Genomic DNA, 17,906 nt, shown 5'->3' with positions numbered 1-17,906 from the left:
GCGGGCCCTACCACCAGGAGGAGTCCAGTCGCCCCTCGATGCTGCGGATGTTGGTGCGGGCGCAGTCGTCGCAGAAGTACACGCGGCTGCCGTTCTCGACGGAGCAGGTCCAGGTGAGGGGAAGTTCCTCGGCGACGGCTCCGCACCGGGCGCATGTCGTCGTGGGAGCAGTCCCGACCCGTTCGAATTGAGTCTTCTGGTCCACTTTGTGACGATATCGCGGGGCCGGTCGAAATCGACCGGCCCCGCGGTTGTGTGTCGTTGCCGATGTGTGAGCGCTACTGCATCACGGCCATCGCCAGCGCCCGGCGGGCGCGGAGCGAGGCGCGCTCGGCGCGGCGCTGCAGGCGCCGGGCGTTGAGCACGCGGAGGGCCAGCCGTTCGTGCTCGGCCTCGTAGAGGCGCTCTTGCATATGGGCACGAGCCAGGGCTTCTGGCATGAGTTGCATTTCGAGGTTCCTGTTCTGGCGCTCAGTGGGAGCGTCGGACGGCGGGGCGGGGCGTTCGGTGACGGACGGGTTCATCGGGGCCTGCTTCTTGGGGTCGTGCGTGAGGGGACGGTCGATCGTTCCGACGGCGGGACGCTTCATGCCACAACCGCGTTCTTGCGCGGACGGCCACGGGGACGCTTGCGCGGCACCACGACGCCCTGGACGAAGAGCTCGCCACCCCAGACACCCCAGGGCTCACGGCGGTCCTTCGCACCGGCGAGGCAGGCCTCGCGGACCGGGCAGGTCTGGCAGAGCGACTTGGCGTACTCGACGTCCGCCGGGGACTCGGCGAAGAAGACCTCCGGGTCGTAGGTCCGGCAGGGGACGGGGACGCCGAGGCGGTCGATCTCGTCTTCGAGCTCGGTGAGGGGCAGCAAGGGGACCTCCGGGTCAGGGTCAGGCGGGCGTACGGGGGCGGGTACGGACGGTGCGTGCGGGGTGAGATGCACGATCGCTTCGTTCCTCATCTGTTTGTCGGGGGGTGGGGAAAACAGAAGGGCCGCGGATCCCGGTCTGGGATTCCGCGGCCCTGAAGGCGCCTGCCTGATCGTCGATCAGACTGGATCACTCCAGGGTTCGAGCCCGCGGAAGGCCCACTTCGGGTGCTGCTGCTTCTGGGTTCCGGCACCATTGGTCGCCGCAAAGGCATAGGCCTGAGCCTCAGCCGTCACTGCCACCGCCGGCACCTGCGTCGGTCGCTCGCCGCCGCGCTCCCGAATGGAGAGAACGGTGGTGGGCAGTTCGACGGACAGGTGGCTGGACAGACCGGTGCCACGGAGCGAGACACCAAGAGAGCAGGCGGCGGCGACCGGACGATCGGTCATTTTCGTCATGAAGCTGGTCACTGGTCTCGCCTCCTCTCGGCGTCTCGTTGGGCTGGTCTGGCAAGTGGTGCTGGGTCAGTACATCACGGATTCCACCGCTCCGGGAAGGTCCTTCACAGAGCCGCGTCGTTCGCGCTCACGCAGGCTATGGGGATTTCCTCGGGGCGCGCAAACTATTTTCCGGGCTCTTCTTCGACAACTTCCCCGACGGCCTCCTCGACCGCTCCGCCACCGGCCGCACCACCTGGCTCGCCACCTGTGCACAGGGCGAGGACGTCGGCACCGAACTTGTCCAGTTTGCGGGCTCCGACCCCGGAGATAACGGACAGTTCACCCTCCGTGGTGGGCCGCACCTCGGCGATCGCCAGCAGCGTCTTGTCGGTGAAGACGCAGTAGGCCGGCTGGCCCAGCGCCTTCGCCTGCTCCACACGCCACTCGCGCAGCCGCTCGTACAGCGCCTCGTCCATGTCGGAGGGGCAGTCCTCACAGCGCATCAGCTTGATCTCGCCCGCGTCGGACAGCGTGCGGCCGCACACGCGGCACTGCACCGGCCCGCGCCGCTTCCTGCCGCCCGAGCCGCGCTCCACGCCACCCGTGGCAGCCGATCGGCCGCCCGCCCTGCCCCGGGCCGCCGAGCCCGGCCGCAGCCCGTCCAGGAAGCGCGAGGGCCTCCTGCCGCCGCGTCCGCCCGGCGAGCGGGACAGCGCCCACGACAGCGAGAGGTGGAACCGGGCGCGCGTGACGCCGACGTAGAGCAGCCGGCGCTCCTCCTCGACCTGCTCGTCGGTCTTGGCGTAGGTGATCGGCATCGTGCCCTCGGTCAGGCCGACCAGGAACACCGCGTCCCACTCCAGGCCCTTGGCGGCGTGCAGCGAGGCCAGGGTGACGCCCTCGACGGTCGGGGCGTGCTGGGCTCCGGCGCGTTCGTCGAGCTCGGCGACGAAGTCCGCGAGCGTGGCCTGCGGCCGGGCCCGGTGGAAGTCCTCGGCCAGCCGCACCAGGGCCGCCAGCGACTCCCAGCGGTCACGGACCGCGCCCGATCCGGCCGGGGGTTCGGTGGACCAGCCGCGGGTGCTGAGCACCGCCCGCACGTGTGCGGGCAGATCCGCGTCGTCCAGGTCCGGGTCGGAGCCGCCGCCCGCCCGTGCGGCACCGCGCAGCAGCATCCCGGCCTCGCGGACCTCGGGACGCTCGAAGAAGCGCTCGGCGCCGCGCAGCTGGTACGGCACCCCGGCGTCGGCGAGCGCCTGCTCGTAGACCTCGGACTGCGCGTTCACCCGGTACAGCACGGCGATCTCGCTGGGGCGCACCCCCTCGTCCATCAGCTCGCGGATCCGCCGGGCGGTGCCCTCGGCCTCGGCGGGCTCGTCCGGGTACTCGGTGTAGACCGGCTCGGGGCCGGCCTCGCGCTGCGAGACCAGCTCCAGGCGGTGCTGGGCGGCCTGGCCGCGGGCCTGGGACAGCAGCCCGTTGGCGAGGTGCACCACCTGCGGGGTGGAGCGGTAGTCGCGGACCAGCTTGACCACCGTGGCCTGCGGGTGCCGGCCGCGGAACCCGAGGAGGAACTCCGGGGTGGCGCCGGTGAAGGAGTAGATGGTCTGCGAGGCGTCGCCGACGACGCAGACGCTGTCACGCCCGCCGAGCCACAGGTCCAGCAGGCGCTGCTGCAGCGGACTGACGTCCTGGTACTCGTCGACGACGAAGTGCTGGTACTGGGAGCGGACGGCGTCGGCGACGTCCGGCCGGTCCTCCAGGACGCCCACGGTGAGCAGCAGCACGTCCTCGAAGTCGATGACCCCGCGGTCGCGCTTGAGCTGTTCGTAGGTGGTGTAGATCCGGGCGATCTCGGCGGGGTCGCGGGGCACGTCGCGCGCGGCCTTGGCGGCGGCCGCCGGATAGTCCTCGGGAGCGGTCTGGGTGACCTTGGCCCATTCGATCTCGCCGGTGACGTCGCGCAGTTCGTTGCGGTCCAGCCGGATGCGGGAACGGGCCCCGGCCTCCGCGACGAGCTGGATCTTGCGCTCGGCCAGCCGCGGCATGTCGCCGCCGACGGCCCGCGGCCAGAAGTACTGCAGCTGCCGCAGCGCCGCGGAGTGGAAGGTGCGCGCCTGCACACCGCCCGCGCCGAGCTGCCGCAGCCGCCCCCGCATCTCCCCGGCCGCACGGGCGGTGAAGGTGACGGCGAGCACACTGGACGGCTGCAGTATCCCGGCCCGCACCCCGTACGCGATCCGGTGGGTGATCGCGCGCGTCTTGCCCGTGCCGGCACCGGCCAGCACGCACACCGGGCCGTGCAGGGCGGTGGCGACGGCGCGCTGCTCGGGGTCGAGCCCGGCGAGCACGGCGTCCGCCGAGTCCGGTACGGCGGGGAAGTCCGGGAAGAGCGGGGTGTGGGTTGGTGCAGTCACCCCGCCATGCTGCCAGGTCCCGGGAGACGGCCGGGAAAGTTATCCACAGCTGAGGTGGGATGGTCGTACCGCGAACGATTGCAAGGAATGCCGAGGCGAGGGGTTAGCGTTCTCGGGATCGACGTCATCCCCAGCCCTGAAGGAGCGAACACCGATGTCCGGCACTGTGACGATGTACAGCACCACGTGGTGCGGATACTGCCGCCGCCTGAAGGGCCAGCTGGACCGTGAGGGCATCGCCTTCACGGAGGTCAACATCGAGCACGACCCGGACTCGGCGAAGTTCGTCGAGAGCGTCAACGGCGGCAACCAGCTCGTCCCGACGCTCCTGGTGTCCCCCAAGAGCGGCGCCGAGGCCGTCGCGCTGAGCAACCCCAGCCTGGCCCAGGTCAAGCAGGCCCTCGCGGGCTGAGGACGGTCCGGCCCGGCCGCGCTGCGAGCACGGCCGGGCCGGACGGGGGCCGTCGCCCGTCCTCAGCGGCGGGTCGGCAGCGGCATCCCGTACCAGCGCTCGATCAGGCGCGCCGCGATGGAGATCCCGTAGGGCGGCAGCACCTCCCCGGTCTCCATCGCCTTGCGGTACTCCTCGCGGGAGAACCAGCGCGCCTCGTGCAGTTCCTCGCCGTCCACGGTGATCTCCGCGGACGTGGCGCGCGCCATGAAGCCCAGCATCAGGCTGGAGGGGAACGGCCAGGGCTGGCTGGAGACGTACGACACTTCGCCGACGGTCACGCCGGCCTCCTCGGCGACCTCGCGCACCACGGCCTGCTCGAGGGACTCCCCCGGCTCCACGAAGCCCGCGAGCGTCGAGAAGCGCCCCTCCGGCCAGTGCACCTGTCGGCCCAGCAGCGCCCGGTCCTCCTCGTCGGTGACCAGCATGATCACCGCGGGGTCGGTACGCGGGTAGTGCTCCGCGCCGCAGGCGGGGCAGCGGCGGATGTGGCCCGCGGCCGCCACCACGGTGCGCTCACCGCAGCGCGAGCAGAAGCGGTGCATGCGCTGCCAGTTCTCCAGCGCGACCGCGTGCACCATCAGGCCGGCGTCGCGGTCCGACAGCAGGGCCCCGACCTCCCGGAGCCCGGCCGGGCGGGCCGCCTCGTCCAGCCGTCCGGGCAGCGAGTCCTTCTGCAGCGCGAAGTAGCGGACCCCCTCGTCGTCGACGCCGAGGAAGTAGCGGTGCACCTCGCTCTCCGGCGCCTCGAAGCTCGGCATCATGACCAGCTCGGTGCGGCCGTCCGGGGTGTCCTCGACCAGGACCTGACCCCCGGAGACCACGAACACCTGCGTCCTGGGGTGGCTCCAGGCGGCGGCCAGCCAGGCCTCGTCGAGCCGGTGCTCGGCGGCGCGGTCCACGCCCGACGGGCGGGCGAGGGGCGGTGGGAAGGCCGCCGTGTCGAAGGTGGGGCCGGTTCCGGACGTATCGGACAAGATTCCTGTCAACTCCCCATAGCGCGCGGATGGGTGCGGATGCTCACAGAGTCGTGAACTCGCTCCAGAGGTACGCGGACGTCTCCACGCCCTTGAGCAGAAGGTCCAGTTCCACCTTCTCGTTCACCGAGTGCCAACCGTCGGACGGCACGGAAATTCCCAGGAACAGGACGGGGACATCGAGTACGTCCTGCAGGTCGGCCGCCGGGCCCGAGCCGCCCTCACGGGTGAACAGGACCTCCTTGCCGAAGGCCCGGCCCATCGCCCGGGTCACCGCGCGCAGCGCGGGGTGGTCCAGCGGGGTCAGGCAGGGGCGGGTGGCCCCCCAGAAGGTGATCTCGTGCCGGATCCCGGCCGGGACGCGGGCGGCGACCCAGTCGGCGACCAGCCGCTGCACCCGGTCGGTGTCCTGCCCGGCCACCAGCCGGAAGGACAGCTTCAGCTGCGCCGAGGACGGCACGATCGTCTTGCCGCCGGGGCCCTGGTAGCCGCCGCCGATGCCGTTGACCTCGGCGGTCGGCCGGGCCCAGACCCGCTCCAGGGTGGAGTAGCCGGCCTCGCCGCTCGTCGCGTGCGACTTGGCGGTGCGCAGCCAGCGCTCCTCGTCGAAGGGCAGCCGGGCGAACAGTTCGCGCTCGTGGTCGCCGAGCTCGACGACCCCGTCGTAGAAGCCGGGGATCGCCACCCGGCCGTCCGCGTCGTGCAGCGCCGCGGCGAGCCGGGCCGCCTCGGTCGCCGGGTTGGGGACGGCGCCGCCGAAGGATCCGGAGTGGATGTCCTGGTCGGGGCCGTGGAGGTCGATCTGGCAGTCGGCCAGGCCGCGCATGCCGGTGCACACGGTGGGGGTGTCCTCGTCCCACATGCCGGTGTCCGAGACGATCACGGTGTCGCAGGCCAGCCGCCCGGCGTTGGCGCGCACGAGGTCGGTGAAGTGCGGGGAGCCGGACTCCTCCTCGCCCTCGATCAGCAGCTTCAGATTCACCGCGGGGGCGGTGCGGCCGGTGGCTGCCAGGTGCGCGCGGACGCCGAGTGTGTGGAAGAACACCTGGCCCTTGTCGTCGGCGGCGCCGCGTCCGTACATCCGGCCGTCGCGGATCCTCGGCTCGAAGGGCTCGCTCTCCCAGCCGTCCTCGAGGGCGGCGGGCTGGACGTCGTGGTGGCCGTAGACGAGCACCGTCGGCGCGTCCGCGGCGTCGGAGGGCCACTCGGCGAAGACCGCGGGGGCACCGGGGGTCTCCCACACCTCGGCCACGGGGAAGCCGGTCTCCTTCAGCTTCGCCGCCAGCCACTCTGCGCTGCGCCGTACGTCGGCCGCGCGCTCCGGATCGGCCGAGACCGAGGGGATGCGCAGCCACTCGGCGAGGTCGCCGAGGAAGGTCTCGCGATGGGCTTCGACGTACGTACGGACGACGCTGTCCGGGGTGGTGCTCATGGCCTTGAGCCTAGCGGGCCGCGCCGGGACCCCCGGCGTCGGCACCGGGCGCGGCACCCGGCCCGGACTCCCGTCCCGGTGCCGGCCCGCCCAGCAGAAGGCGTTCCAGCGCGGCCCGGTCGGGCAGCGGTCCCGGCCGGGTCAGCTCCCCTGTCCGCACGTGCAGGAAGGCCGCCGTGACCTGCGACAACGGAACTCCGCGCTGCTCGGCCCAGGCGAGCCGGTAGACGGCCAGCTGCAGCGGGTCGGCGGTGCCGGCCCGCCCGGTCTTCCAGTCGACGATCTCGTAGCCGTCGCCCTCCCGGTACACCGCGTCGATCCGGCCGCGGATCACCCTCCCGGCGAGGCCGAGCTGGAACGGCGCCTCGACGCGGTAGGGGGTGCGCTCGGCGTACGGGGTCCGCAGGAAGGCCTCCTTGAGCGCGGCGAGGTCGCGTTCGTCGGCGATCTCGTCGTCGCCCTCGATGCCGGGCAGCTCCTCGGGCGCGATCAGCGGCAGCTCCTCGAAGCGGGACTCCACCCAGGCGTGGAAGCGGGTGCCGCGCCGGGCCGCGGGCCGCGGCGGACGGGGCATGGGGCGGGCCAGCTCGCGGGCGAAGCCGTCGGGGTCGGCGGCCAGCCGCAGCAGCGCGGAGGCGCTGAGCGTCGTGGGCAGCAGGACGTCGCGGACCGCCGCCCGGGAGCGGAGCAGCTCCTCGGTGAGGGCGTCGAGGTCCCGGTCCCAGGACGCGACGGCGCGGGCCTCCTCGGGGAGCAGGCCCCGCGCTCCGCCGTGCCCGGGCGCGGGTACGGCGGCGGCGGGAACGGGCCCGGACGGGGGGCCGGGCTGATCGGGGATGGCGGGCCGGCCGTCCGACAGGTCCTCCCGGCCGCCGGCGTCGTCCTCTCCGCGGGGGCCTTCGTACGGGTCTTCGTACGGGTCCTCGTACGGGTCGCCGTACACGTCGTACGGCGGCTCCTCCTCGTCCTCGGGGGGCGGCGGCCACTCGGGGTCGGACGGCGCGGCCACCGGGTGCACGGCCGGGGCGTGCAGGTGGGCCAGCACGTTGCGCGCGGCCTCGCGGCGACGGGCCATGGCGGCCTGGTCCAGGGGCAGCGGCCACGGTGTCTCGCCGGTACGGGCCAGCGCCGGGTTGCCGGCGTCGGGCGCGGGCTCCTCGGCCCAGTGCTCGACCTCGCCGTGGCCGGCCTCGCAGTGCGCGCGCAGCGCATCGAGGAAGGCGGACGGGCCGAAGGGCCGCTTCTGGCTGGGGCCCCACCAGTGGCCGGAGCCGAGCAGCAGGGAGCGCGGCCGGGTGAAGGTGACGTAGCCGAGCCGCAGCTCCTCGACCCGGTTGTGCTCGGCCATGGCCGCCTTGAAGCCGGCCAGGCCCGCCCGGGACCACTCCTCGACGTCGGGGAGGGTGGCGGCGTCACCGCGCAGCGCGTGCGGCAGCACCTTGGCGTTGAAGTGCCACAACTCGCGGCCCCGCTCGCTCGGGAAGCCCTTGCGCACCAGGCCCGGGACGGCCACGACGTCCCACTCCAGGCCCTTGGACTTGTGCGCCGTGAGCACCTTCACCGTGTTCTCGCCGCCGGGCAGTGAGCTGTCCAGGCCCTTCTCGTACTGCGCGGCGGTGCGCAGGAAGCCGAGGAAGGCCAGCAGTGTGGCCTCGCCGTCCAGGGAGGCGAAGCCGGCCGCGATGTCCAGGAAGGCGTGCAGGGTCTCCCGGCGGCGGGCGGCCAGCGCGGGGGGGGACGCGGAGAGCTCGACCTCCAGGCCGGTGACGGCGAGCACCCGGTGCAGGACGTCCATGAGCGGGTCGGCGAGGGAGCGGCGCAGCTCGCGTATCTCGGTGGCCAGGCGCGCGAAGCGCACCCGCGCCTCGGCCGAGAAGGGCAGCCGGTCCTCGGGCTCGCCGTCGACGAAGGTCTCCAGGGCGTCGGCGAGCGAGATCACCTCGGCCGGGTCGACGCCCTCCACCGCGGCGGCCAGCCGGTCCGCTGTGTCCCCGCGGCCCGGCACCAGCAGCCGCGCACGCCGCCCGAGCAGGGCCAGGTCGCGCGGCCCGATCCGCCAGCGCGGCCCGGTGAGCAGCCGGACGAGGGCGGCATTGGCCGTGGGGTCCTGCAGCACCTCGCAGACGGCGACGAGGTCGGCGACCTCCGGCAGGTGCAGCAGCCCGGACAGGCCGACCACCTCCACCGGCACGTCGCGGGCGACGAGGGCCGCGTGGATGTCGGCGAAGTGAGCCGCGGCCCGGCACAGCACGGCGATCTCGCCGGGCGCGGTGCCCGTACGGACCAGGTGCGCGATGGAGTCGGCGATCCAGGCGATCTCCTCCGCCTGGGTGGGCAGCAGCGCGCAGCGCACCACGCCGTCCCGTTCGGCGCCGGGCGCGGGCCGCAGGGCCTCGACGCCCTCGTGGCGCTCGCGCAGCTCCACGGCGAGGTCGTTGGCGAGGTCGAGCAGCCGGCCGCCGCTGCGCCGGTTCTCCGACAGGGACTGGCGGCGGGCGGGGGTCCCGTCGGCGTGCGCGAAGTGGAGCGGGAAGTCGTCGAGGTTGGCCACCGAGGCGCCGCGCCAGCCGTAGATGGCCTGGCAGGGGTCGCCGACCGCGGTCACCGGATGGCCCGTGCCGTCGCCGAACAGGGCGGAGAGCAGCAGGCCCTGGGCGACGGAGGTGTCCTGGTACTCGTCGAGCAGCACCACGGCGTACTGCTCGCGCAGGATGCGGCCGACCTCGGGGCGGGTGCGGGCCAGGGTCGCCGACAGGGCGATCTGGTCGCCGAAGTCGAGCAGGTCGCGCTGCTTCTTCTCGGCACGGTACGCGGCGGCGAGCCCCGTCAGGTCGACGCGGGCGCGGGCCGTCTCGGGGAGCCTGCGCAGATCCGCGTTGGTGAGGCGGACGCCGTCGAGGGCGGCGAGCCACTCCCGGTCGTGGGCGAGCAGCCGCTCGGGCGGCACCAGGTGCTCGGCCAGCTCGCCCTCCAGCGACAGCAGGTCGCTGACCAGGCTCGGGATGCCCTTGGTGAGCGCCGGGAAGGGGCCGGGCGCGGCCCGCAGGACGCGCGCCGCGAGCTGGTAGCGCGTCGCGTCGGCGAGCAGCCGCGCGGTCGGTTCCAGCCCGATGCGCAGTCCGTGCTCCTTGAGCAGCTGCCCGGCGAAGGCGTGGTAGGTGGAGATCTGCGGCTCACCCGGCGCGTGGTCGGGGTCCGCCGGGTCAAGATCGCCGACTCCGGCCCGGACGAGGGCCTTGCGCACGCGCTCCGACAGCTCCCCGGCGGCCTTGTTGGTGAACGTCAGGCCCAGCACCTGCTCGGGCGCGACCTGCCCGGTGCCGACCAGCCACACCACGCGGGCCGCCATGACCGTCGTCTTCCCGGAACCCGCGCCGGCCACGATCACCTGAGGGGCGAGCGGCGCGGTGATGCACGCCAGCTGCTCCGGGGTGAACGGGATCCCCAGCAGCTCCTTCAGCTGCTCGGGACCGGTGATGCGGGAGGACACGAAGGGGAGGTTATCGGGCGCCGCCGACAGCGGCCGCCGCCGCCCCGGTAGGCGGGCTGGCACCGGCTCGGGCACATTCCGTCCTACCGATGTAGAACATCGCGTTCTACGCTGGAGGCATGGAGCGCATCCCGGTACGCGAGCTGAACCAGAACACCAGCGCCGTGCTCGCGCGCGTGCAGCACGGCGAAACATTGGAGGTGACCGTGAGCGGAACCCCGGTGGCCCGTCTCGTGCCCATCTCGGGCAGCCAGTCCGTACTGGACCGCATGGTCGCCGAGGGACGCGCCACCCCACCCGCGGCCTCAGGTCCGGTCCCGGCGCCGCCTGTGCTCGGCGATCCGGGGATCGACACGGCGGCCGCGCTCGTCGCCATGCGCGAGGAGGAGCGCTGGTGATCTACCTGGATGCGGCGGCGATCGTGAAGATGGTCCGCCGGGAGCAGGGCACACGGGAGTTGATCGCTTGGCTGAACGACCGCCCTGACGAACCCCTGGTGTCGTCGTCGCTCGTCGAGGTGGAGGTGCCACGTGCCTTGCGCCGGTCGGCCCCGCAGGCACTCGCCGGCGTCCCCGGTGTGATCACCCGGCTCTACCGGTTCGAGATCGACGCGGCCGTCCGTGCCACGGCTTCCGCCTACAGTGATCCGCTGCTCCGCTCGCCCGACTCGATCCACCTCGCGACGGCGCAGCTCCTGGCCGGTCAGGCAGGCGCGGATCCGCTCGTCTTCGTCACGTACGACCAGCGCCTGCTGAAGGCCGCCCAGGACATCGGGCTGCGGGCCGAGGCCCCCGGCTGCTGAGACCCGCGCCTCACTCCACCACGTGCCGCCCCTCCGCGCGGGCGCTGCAGGAGGCGCGGAAGGCGCAGTTCTCGCAGTGCTGGCCGGTGGAGGGGGTGAAGCGTTCGTCGAGGACGCGGGCGGCCGCGCCGGCGAGCAAGGTGTCGGCCCAGTCGCCGCTCAGCGCCTCCTGGTGCTGGACGGTGGGCTGGGTGTCGCCGCCGTCGCGGCGGGCCGCGCCGATGCGGAGCTGGACGAGCTCGGCGCCGCCGGGGGCGGGCCGGGTGCCGTGGAAGAGCTCGTCGACGGCGCCCTCGCGGACGGCCAGCTGGTAGACCGCGAGCTGCGGGTGGCCCTCGACCTCGGCGGCGGTGGGCTTGGCCTTGCCGGTCTTGAAGTCGACGACGTAGGCGTTGCCGTCCGCGTCGGTCTCGACGCGGTCCATGCTGCCGCGGATGCGGACGGCCACGTCCCCCGTCTCCAGGGTGACGTCGAAACCGTGCTCGGAGGCGACGGCCTGGCGGCCGCGTTCCATGACGTGCCAGCGCAGGAAGCGCTCCAGGGCGGCGCGGGCGTTCTCCTTCTCCTGCTGTGACTTCCAGGGCGCGTCGAAGGCCAGCGCGTTCCACACCGAGTCCAGCCGCTCCATGAGCACGTCCAGGTCGGCCGGGGTGCTGCCGGAGGCGACCTCGTCGGCCAGGACGTGCAGGACGTTGCCGAAGCCCTGGGCCGCCGTGGAGGGCGGCTCCGCCTTCACCTCACGGCCGAGGAACCACTGCAGGGCGCAGGTGTTGGCCAGCTGGTCCAGCGCGCTGCCGGAGAGGGTGACCGGCTGGTCGCGGTCGCGCAGCGGCACCTCGGAGCGGGTCTGCTCGTACAGGCCCCACCAGCGTTCGGGATGGGCGGCGGGCACCAGGGGCTGGCCGGCGTCCTCCAGGGCCGCGAGCCGCGCCAGCCGGCGGGCTGCGGCCTCGCGCAGCGCCGGGGAGGCGGCCGGGTCGACGGTCGTGGCGCGCAACTCGGCGACGAGGGCCGCGACGGACAGCGGGCGGCGCGCCCGGTGGGTGACGTCGGCGGGCTCGACACCGAGTTCGGTGAGGAAGCGGGAGGGCTGGTCACCGTCGTCGGCGACGGCCTTCACGGCAGTCACGACGAGCCGCTCGCGGGCCCGCGTGGCCGCGACGTAGAAGAGCCGGCGCTCCTCGGCGAGCAGGGCGCCCGGGGTGAGCGGCTCGGCGAGGCCGTCGCGGCCGATGCGGTCGGCCTCCAGCAGCGAGCCGCGGCGCCGCAGGTCGGGCCAGAGCCCCTCCTGGACGCCCGCGACGACGACGAGCCCCCACTCCAGGCCCTTGGAGCGGTGCGCGGTCATCAGCCGTACGGCGTCGGGGCGTACGGCGCGCCGGGTCAGCACGTCGGCGGCGATGTCCTGGGCGGACAGCTCCTCCAGGAAGTTCAGCGCGCCGCGGCCGCCGGTGCGCTCCTCGGCGCGGGCGGCGGCGTCGAAGAGCACGCACATCGCGTCCAGGTCCCGGTCGGCGTTGCGTCCGGCCGCGCCGCCGCGCGCCGCGGCCCGCTCCAGCCGGCCCGGCCAGGGGGTGCCGTCCCACAACCCCCACAGCGCCTCCTCGGCGGTGCCGCCGCCGGCCAGCAGCTCGCGTCCCTTGCGCAGCAGCCCGCCGAGCCGCTGGGCGCCCCGCGCGTACGAGGGGTCGTGCGCCACCAGCCGCTCGGGCTCCGCCAGCGCCTGCGCGATCAGCTCGTCCGACGGCCGCGGCACGGCGACTCCGGCGGCCCGCTCCTCCTCGCGCAGCGCACGGCCGAGGCGGCGCAGGTCGGCGGCGTCCATGCCGCCGAGCGGCGAGCCCAGCAGGGTGAGGGCGTCCTCGACGCGCAGGCCCGGCTCCGGGGCGTCGGGCAGGGCGGCGTGGGCGCAGACCCGCAGGGCGAGCAGCAGCGGGGCAACGGCGGGCTCGTCGCGCAGCGGGAGGTCGTCGCCGTCGATGTCGACGGGCACGCCGGCGGACGTCAGGGCCCGCCGCAGCACGGGCAGCGAGCGGGAGCCGGCGCGGACCAGGACGGCCATGTCGGACCAGGGGACGCCGTCCTCCAGGTGGGCGCGGCGCAGGATGTCGGCGATGCCGTCGAGTTCGGCGCCGGGCGTGGGGTAGGTGCGGACGGCGACCGAGCCCCCGTCGCGGACCGGCGCGAGCTCGCGGTGGGCGCGGACGGCGGCGGCCGGGAGCCGGGTCAGCGGCATCCGCCGGGTGAGGAGCCGGGTCGCGGCCAGCAGGCCGGCGCCGGAGCGCCGGGACGTGGTGAGGACGCGGACGGCGGCGGGGCGGCCGTCGGCCTGCCGGAAGGCGTCGGGGAAGCCGAGGATGCCGTTCACGTCGGCGCCGCGGAAGGCGTAGATGGACTGGTCGGGGTCGCCGAAGGCCACCAGGTGGCGGCCGCCGCCGGCGAGCGCCCGCAGCAGCCGCACCTGCGCCGGGTCGGTGTCCTGGTACTCGTCGACGTAGACGGCCTCGTAGGCGCCGGCGAGATGGCGGGCCACCTCGGGACGCCCGGCCAGCAGCACCGCGCGGTGCACCAGTTCGGCGTAGTCGACGACGCCCTGGAGGTCGAGGACGTCCAGGTACTCGGCGAGGAAGCCGGCCGCCGCCGACCAGTCGGGGCGGCCGGTGCGCCCGGCGAACGCCGCCAGGGCGCGCGGGCCGAGGCCCAGCTCGCGGGTGCGGGCCAGCACCGCCCGCACCTCGTCCGCGAAGCCGCGGGTGGTCAGCGCCGCGCGCAGCTCGTCCGGCCAGCGCACCCCGGTCCGTCCCCGCCGTTCCAGTTCGGCCTCGCCCGCCAGGAGCTCGCGCACCGCCAGGTCCTGCTCGGGGCCGGACATCAGCCGCAGCGGGTCGGCGAACAGCTCGGGGTCCTGGTGGGCGCGGACCAGGGCGTAGCAGAACGAGTGGAAGGTGGTGGCCTGCGGTGCGGCCGCGCCGCCCATCCGGCCGGCCATGCGGTCCCGCAGTTCACCCGCGGCCTTGCGGCTGAAGGTGAGGACGAGGATCCGTTCCGGGTCGGTGCCGCGCCGCACGCGTTCGGCGACCGCCTCGACCAGGGTGGTGGTCTTGCCGGTGCCCGGTCCGGCGAGGACGAGGAGCGGACCGCCGGAGTGCTCAACCACCGCGCGCTGTGCGGCGTCCAGTTCAGGGGGCGTCACCGGTTCCGGAGCGGTCCGTAGCAGCCGGTAGCCGCCGGAAGGCCCGACCGTCCCCCCGGAGCGCCGTGCGGCGGCGTCCGTCTGGTGTGCGGAGGAGGAGGTCACGTGGTTCGCCGGTTCCGTGTGCGTGCGGGTGCTTGTGCGGTGGCCTGTGCCGCCGGTGGCCGGGGGAGTCCGGGTGCCGACGGTACGCCACCGGTCACCGGGGCCGCCGCGCGTCCCGCCCTTCCCGTACGGATGCGGGAGCGGCCGGACGCGGGCCGCCGTACTCCGTCCGGACGGCCGATCGCATCAACCGGTCCCGGATGGCGGAAGCTGGATGGTGTGAGCGTCCGGTCGTCAGTCGTCCCCGCCGGGGCGGGGCACGGGGTCCGTGCCGTCCCAGCGGGCCCCGCGCATGTCGAGACGGGGTATGTGGCCCTTCGCCGCCCGCGGGGCCGGGCGCAGGGGGGTGCCCTCGGCGCGGTAGTGCTCCAGGGCGCGCAGCTCGTGGCCCGGCAGCAGCCCGCCGTCCGCGCGCACCACGCGCCACCACGGCACGGCCCCGCCGTACAGCGCCATGACGTGGCCCACCTGCCGGGGCCCGCCCTCCCCCAGCCACTCGGCGACGTCGCCGTACGTCATGACCCGTCCGGGCGGGATCCGCTCGGCGACGTCCAGCACGCGCTCCGCGTACGCGGGGAGCTCCGGGACGTCGTCCGGAACGTCGTCCGGGTCGTGCGCGGTGTCCTTGCTCATCCGTCACATGGTGCCCCACGGCACCGACAGTGGCGGGCACAGGGAGCGCGCGCGGGGGCGCCCGGGACGGCGAATTGCCCCCTCCTGCGCCCATGCGCGGGCTGCTCGTGCCACCATCATCCGGGCGGTGACTGGTGATACGAGATCAAAAAGAGACAGCCGGAGAGCACGACGTGAGCGGGAACGGAGCCGCTCACGCGGTCCCCGCTGCCTCCGAGGGCCCGGAGGACGCCGCTGCCGCGGCCCCGCACGCGGGCGCCGGGCAGGCCGTGTCCGCGTCCGGTGACGCCCCGCGCGAGGAGAGCCGCGGCGCGTCCGCGGCCCCGGCCGGGGAGCCGGCGGCGACGCCCGCGCGGCCCGGGGACGACACCCCTGACGGACCGGGCGCCACCGGAACCCCTGAGGGCGACCCCACCGGCCGCACCGGGGAGCCGGGCACCACCGGCGCCTCCGAAGGCTCCGAAGGCACCGAAGGCACCGACTCCGGGGAGCCCGTCGCCGGCACCTCCCCGCACACCGACCCGGTGGCTCGGGACGAACCGCTGCTCCCAGCGCGCGTGCACCGGCCCGTCGATCTCGTGCGCTTCCTCTTCGGGCTGCTCGGCATCGCGATCGTGCTGATGATCGCGGGCTTCGCGCACGCGACGACCTCCGGCGTGGAGCAGGACATCGCCGAGGGCGCGACGCACGCCCCCGAGCCGCTGATCACGATCGCCGGGTTGCTGGCGACCGTGGCGGTGCTGATCGTGCCCGTGGCCTTCGCCGTGGAGCGGCTGATCAAGCGCGACGGGCTGCGCATCGCGGACGGCGTGCTGGCCGCGGTCCTGGCCCACGGGGTGTCGCTCGCGACCGACCTGTGGGTGTCGGACGCGGCGCCGGTGGCGATCCGGGACGCGCTGACCCGGGACGCGCCCGGCGGCGGGATCACCGACCCCGTCCACGGCTATCTGGCCCCGGTGATCGCCTACATGACCGCGGTCGGCATGGCCCGGCGCCCGCGCTGGCGGGTGGCGCTGTGGTTCGTGCTGGTCGTGGACTCCTTCGCGGTGCTGGTGGGCGGCTACACCACACCGTTCTCGATCATCGTCACCGTGCTCATCGGCTGGACCGTGGCCTACGGCACCCTCTACGGGGTCGGCTCGCCGAACGTCCGCCCGACCGGCCAGAACCTGCTCGCGGGCCTGCGCCGGGTGGGCTTCGCCCCGCTGACCGCGGTCCGCGCCGAGGACGAGTTCCCCGACGCGCCCGACTCCGACCGCGGCCGCCGCTACCTGGTGACCCTGGAGGACGGCCCGCTGCTCGACGTCACGGTGGTGGACCGCGAGCAGCAGGCCCACGGCTTCTTCTACCGGATGTGGCGCCGGCTCCAGCTGCGCGGGATCACCCAGCGGCGCAGCCTGCAGTCGCTGCGCCAGGCGCTGGAGCAGGAGGCGCTGCTCGCCTACGCGGCCATCGCCGCCGGCGCCAAGGCCCCGCGGCTGATCGCCACCTCCGAGCTGGGTCCGGACGCCGTGATGCTGGTCTACGAGCACATGGGCGGACGCTCGCTGGACGCGCTGCCGGACGAGGAGATCACCGACGAGGTCCTGCACGGCGCCTGGGAGCAGGTGCGGGCGCTGCAGTCGCGGCGGATCGCGCACCGCAGGCTGGTCGGCGAGGCCCTGAAGATGGATCGTTCCGGCGGGGTCTTCCTGACCGACCTGCGCGGCGGGGAGATCGCCGCGGGCGACATCGTGCTGCGCATGGACGTGGCGCAGCTGCTCACCACCCTGGCGCTGCGCGTCGGCCCGGAGCGGTCGGTGGCCTCGGCCGTCGCCGTACTGGGCCCGGACGCCGTCGCCGACTCCCTGCCGCTGCTGCAGCCGATCGCGCTGAGCCGCACCACCCGGGCCACGCTGAAGCAGCTGGCCAGGGAGCGGGCGCAGCGCGAGCGCGACGCCGTGCTGGCCGCGTCCCGGGCCCGGCGGGCGGACGGGGAAGCCGGGGAGACCGACGCCAAGGACGCGGGCAAGGAGACCAAGGCCGAGCGGCGGGCCGAGAAGAAGGCGATAGAGGACGCGCTGGAGGGGGTCCGCGAGGAGGACCTGCTCACCCGGATCCGCCACCAGGTGCTGCTCATCCGTCCGCAGGCCCCGGTCGAGCCGGTGCGGCTGGAACGGGTGCGGCCGCGCACGCTGATCAGCATCATCGCGGGCGCCTTCGCCGCGTACTTCCTGCTCTCCCAGATCAGCAGCATCGACCCGGCGACGCTGCTGGGCGAGGCGAACTGGATCTGGGTGATCGTGGCCGTGCTGGCCTCCGCGCTCAGCTACGTCGCGGCGGCGATGGCGCTGTCCGGATTCGTGCCGGAGAAGCTGTCCTTCCTCCGCACCACGCTGGCGCAGATCGCCGGCTCCTTCGTGAAGCTGGTGGCCCCGGCCGCCATCGGCGGGGTCGCGCTCAACACGCGCTACCTGCAGAAGTCGGGCGTGCGCCCCGGCCTCGCGGTGGCGAGCGTGGGCGCCTCGCAGCTGGTCGGCCTCGGCTCGCACATCAGCCTGCTGCTGGTGTTCGGCTACATCACCGGCACCGAGAAGACGCCCACGCTGTCGCCGTCCCGGACGGTGATGGCCGGGCTGCTGACGGCCGGCGTGCTCTTCCTGGTCGTCACCGCCGTCCCGCCGCTGCGGCGCTTCGTCTCCACCCGGGTGCGGGCGCTGTTCGCCGGGGTGGTGCCGCGCATGCTGGACGTGCTGCAGCAGCCGATGAAGCTCACCACGGGCATCGGCGGCACGCTGCTGCTGACCCTCGCCTTCGTGCTGTGCCTGGACGCGAGCATCCGCACCTTCCACGGCGAGGTGAACTTCGCGGCGATCGCGGTGGTCTTCCTGGCGGGCAACGCCCTGGGCTCCGCCGCCCCGACCCCGGGCGGCCTGGGCGCGGTCGAGGGCGCGCTGATCGCCGGTCTGACCACCATCGGCCACCTGGACTCGGCGACGGCCACCTCCGCGGTGCTGCTGTTCCGGGTGCTGACCTTCTGGCTGCCGGTGCTGCCCGGCTGGCTGGCGTTCACCACACTCACCAGGCGGCAGGCGTTGTGACGCGGGCCCACTGACAGCAG

At 74.2% G+C, this 17,906-nt stretch carries 14 protein-coding genes; 4 read left to right on the top strand and 10 right to left on the bottom strand.

Going from position 1 to position 17,906, the window contains the following annotated elements; genetic code table 11:
- Window positions 1-7: 7 nt before the first annotated feature.
- From B085_RS47370 to B085_RS43795, 5 genes are all read right to left on the bottom strand, one after another.
- A complete protein-coding gene (locus tag B085_RS47370; protein WP_078620060.1) occupies window positions 8-205 on the bottom strand; it encodes a hypothetical protein in 198 nt (65 codons plus the stop codon).
- Between the two features lie 73 nt (window positions 206-278).
- Entirely contained in the window at window positions 279-590 is a 312-nt protein-coding gene (locus B085_RS0125945) for a hypothetical protein (RefSeq protein ID WP_026251445.1), read from the bottom strand.
- A complete protein-coding gene (locus tag B085_RS0125940; RefSeq protein ID WP_026251444.1) occupies window positions 587-940 on the bottom strand; it encodes a WhiB family transcriptional regulator in 354 nt (117 codons plus the stop codon). Before B085_RS0125940 ends, B085_RS0125945 begins: the two co-directional genes overlap by 4 nt.
- Before the next feature lie 105 nt (window positions 941-1,045).
- Entirely contained in the window at window positions 1,046-1,336 is a 291-nt protein-coding gene (locus B085_RS0125935) for a hypothetical protein (RefSeq protein ID WP_018561526.1), read from the bottom strand.
- 152 nt (window positions 1,337-1,488) lie between these two features.
- Entirely contained in the window at window positions 1,489-3,723 is a 2,235-nt protein-coding gene (locus tag B085_RS43795) for an ATP-dependent DNA helicase UvrD2 (RefSeq protein WP_018561525.1), read from the bottom strand.
- Between the two features lie 154 nt (window positions 3,724-3,877).
- Between B085_RS43795 and B085_RS0125925 the strand changes: the two genes are divergently transcribed.
- Window positions 3,878-4,135, top strand: coding sequence for a glutaredoxin domain-containing protein (locus B085_RS0125925; RefSeq protein WP_018561524.1), 258 nt, complete (start codon window positions 3,878-3,880; stop codon window positions 4,133-4,135).
- A gap of 62 nt (window positions 4,136-4,197) precedes the next feature.
- Here B085_RS0125925 and nudC read toward each other — a convergent pair whose 3' ends face one another.
- Genes nudC through B085_RS43790 form a run of 3 tightly spaced genes read right to left on the bottom strand, consistent with a single transcriptional unit; the run spans window position 4,198 to window position 10,073 of the window.
- Window positions 4,198-5,151 carry an NAD(+) diphosphatase gene (gene nudC / locus B085_RS0125920; protein ID WP_018561523.1) on the bottom strand — a complete coding sequence of 318 codons (954 nt, stop codon included), beginning with the start codon at window positions 5,149-5,151 and terminating at the stop codon, window positions 4,198-4,200.
- Between the two features lie 43 nt (window positions 5,152-5,194).
- The gene (locus B085_RS0125915; RefSeq protein WP_026251443.1) at window positions 5,195-6,583 is read right to left on the bottom strand and encodes a dipeptidase; all 1,389 of its coding nucleotides are present in this window, start codon (window positions 6,581-6,583) and stop codon (window positions 5,195-5,197) included.
- A gap of 10 nt (window positions 6,584-6,593) precedes the next feature.
- Window positions 6,594-10,073, bottom strand: coding sequence for an ATP-dependent helicase (locus B085_RS43790; RefSeq protein ID WP_018561521.1), 3,480 nt, complete (start codon window positions 10,071-10,073; stop codon window positions 6,594-6,596).
- Between the two features lie 119 nt (window positions 10,074-10,192).
- Here B085_RS43790 and B085_RS0125905 point away from each other — a divergent pair, with 119 nt between their 5' ends.
- Entirely contained in the window at window positions 10,193-10,471 is a 279-nt protein-coding gene (locus B085_RS0125905) for a type II toxin-antitoxin system Phd/YefM family antitoxin (RefSeq protein ID WP_018561520.1), read from the top strand.
- Entirely contained in the window at window positions 10,468-10,875 is a 408-nt protein-coding gene (locus tag B085_RS0125900; RefSeq protein WP_018561519.1) for a type II toxin-antitoxin system VapC family toxin, read from the top strand. Before B085_RS0125905 ends, B085_RS0125900 begins: the two co-directional genes overlap by 4 nt.
- A 10-nt stretch (window positions 10,876-10,885) precedes the next feature.
- Here B085_RS0125900 and B085_RS0125895 read toward each other — a convergent pair whose 3' ends face one another.
- Window positions 10,886-14,068: an ATP-dependent helicase gene (locus B085_RS0125895; protein ID WP_234018651.1), complete on the bottom strand. Its 3,183-nt coding sequence runs from the start codon at window positions 14,066-14,068 to the stop codon at window positions 10,886-10,888.
- Between the two features lie 339 nt (window positions 14,069-14,407).
- The gene (locus B085_RS0125890) at window positions 14,408-14,806 is read right to left on the bottom strand and encodes an MGMT family protein (protein ID WP_018561517.1); all 399 of its coding nucleotides are present in this window, start codon (window positions 14,804-14,806) and stop codon (window positions 14,408-14,410) included.
- A 173-nt stretch (window positions 14,807-14,979) separates the two neighbouring features.
- Between B085_RS0125890 and B085_RS0125885 the strand changes: the two genes are divergently transcribed.
- On the top strand, window positions 14,980-17,886 hold the full coding sequence (locus B085_RS0125885) for a lysylphosphatidylglycerol synthetase family protein (RefSeq protein ID WP_018561516.1): 2,907 nt from the start codon (window positions 14,980-14,982) through the stop codon (window positions 17,884-17,886).
- Window positions 17,887-17,906 lie beyond the last annotated feature (20 nt).

Origin of the sequence: Streptomyces sp. BoleA5, from assembly GCF_000373665.1 — a bacterium.
Taxonomy (GTDB): domain Bacteria; phylum Actinomycetota; class Actinomycetes; order Streptomycetales; family Streptomycetaceae; genus Actinacidiphila.
The sequence above is the reverse complement of the archived record's forward strand: the minus strand, read 5'-3'. Positions and strand labels throughout refer to the sequence as shown.

Bases quoted from the DNA above. Each gene is read 5' to 3' on its own strand.
- B085_RS0125945 (WP_026251445.1), bottom strand. From the start codon at position 590: ATGAAGCGTCCCGCCGTCGGAACGATCGACCGTCCCCTCACGCACGAC.
- B085_RS0125925 (WP_018561524.1), top strand. From the start codon at position 3,878: ATGTCCGGCACTGTGACGATGTACAGCACCACGTGGTGCGGATACTGC.
- B085_RS0125915 (WP_026251443.1), bottom strand. From the start codon at position 6,583: ATGAGCACCACCCCGGACAGCGTCGTCCGTACGTACGTCGAAGCCCAT.
- B085_RS0125905 (WP_018561520.1), top strand. From the start codon at position 10,193: ATGGAGCGCATCCCGGTACGCGAGCTGAACCAGAACACCAGCGCCGTG.
- B085_RS0125890 (WP_018561517.1), bottom strand. From the start codon at position 14,806: ATGAGCAAGGACACCGCGCACGACCCGGACGACGTTCCGGACGACGTC.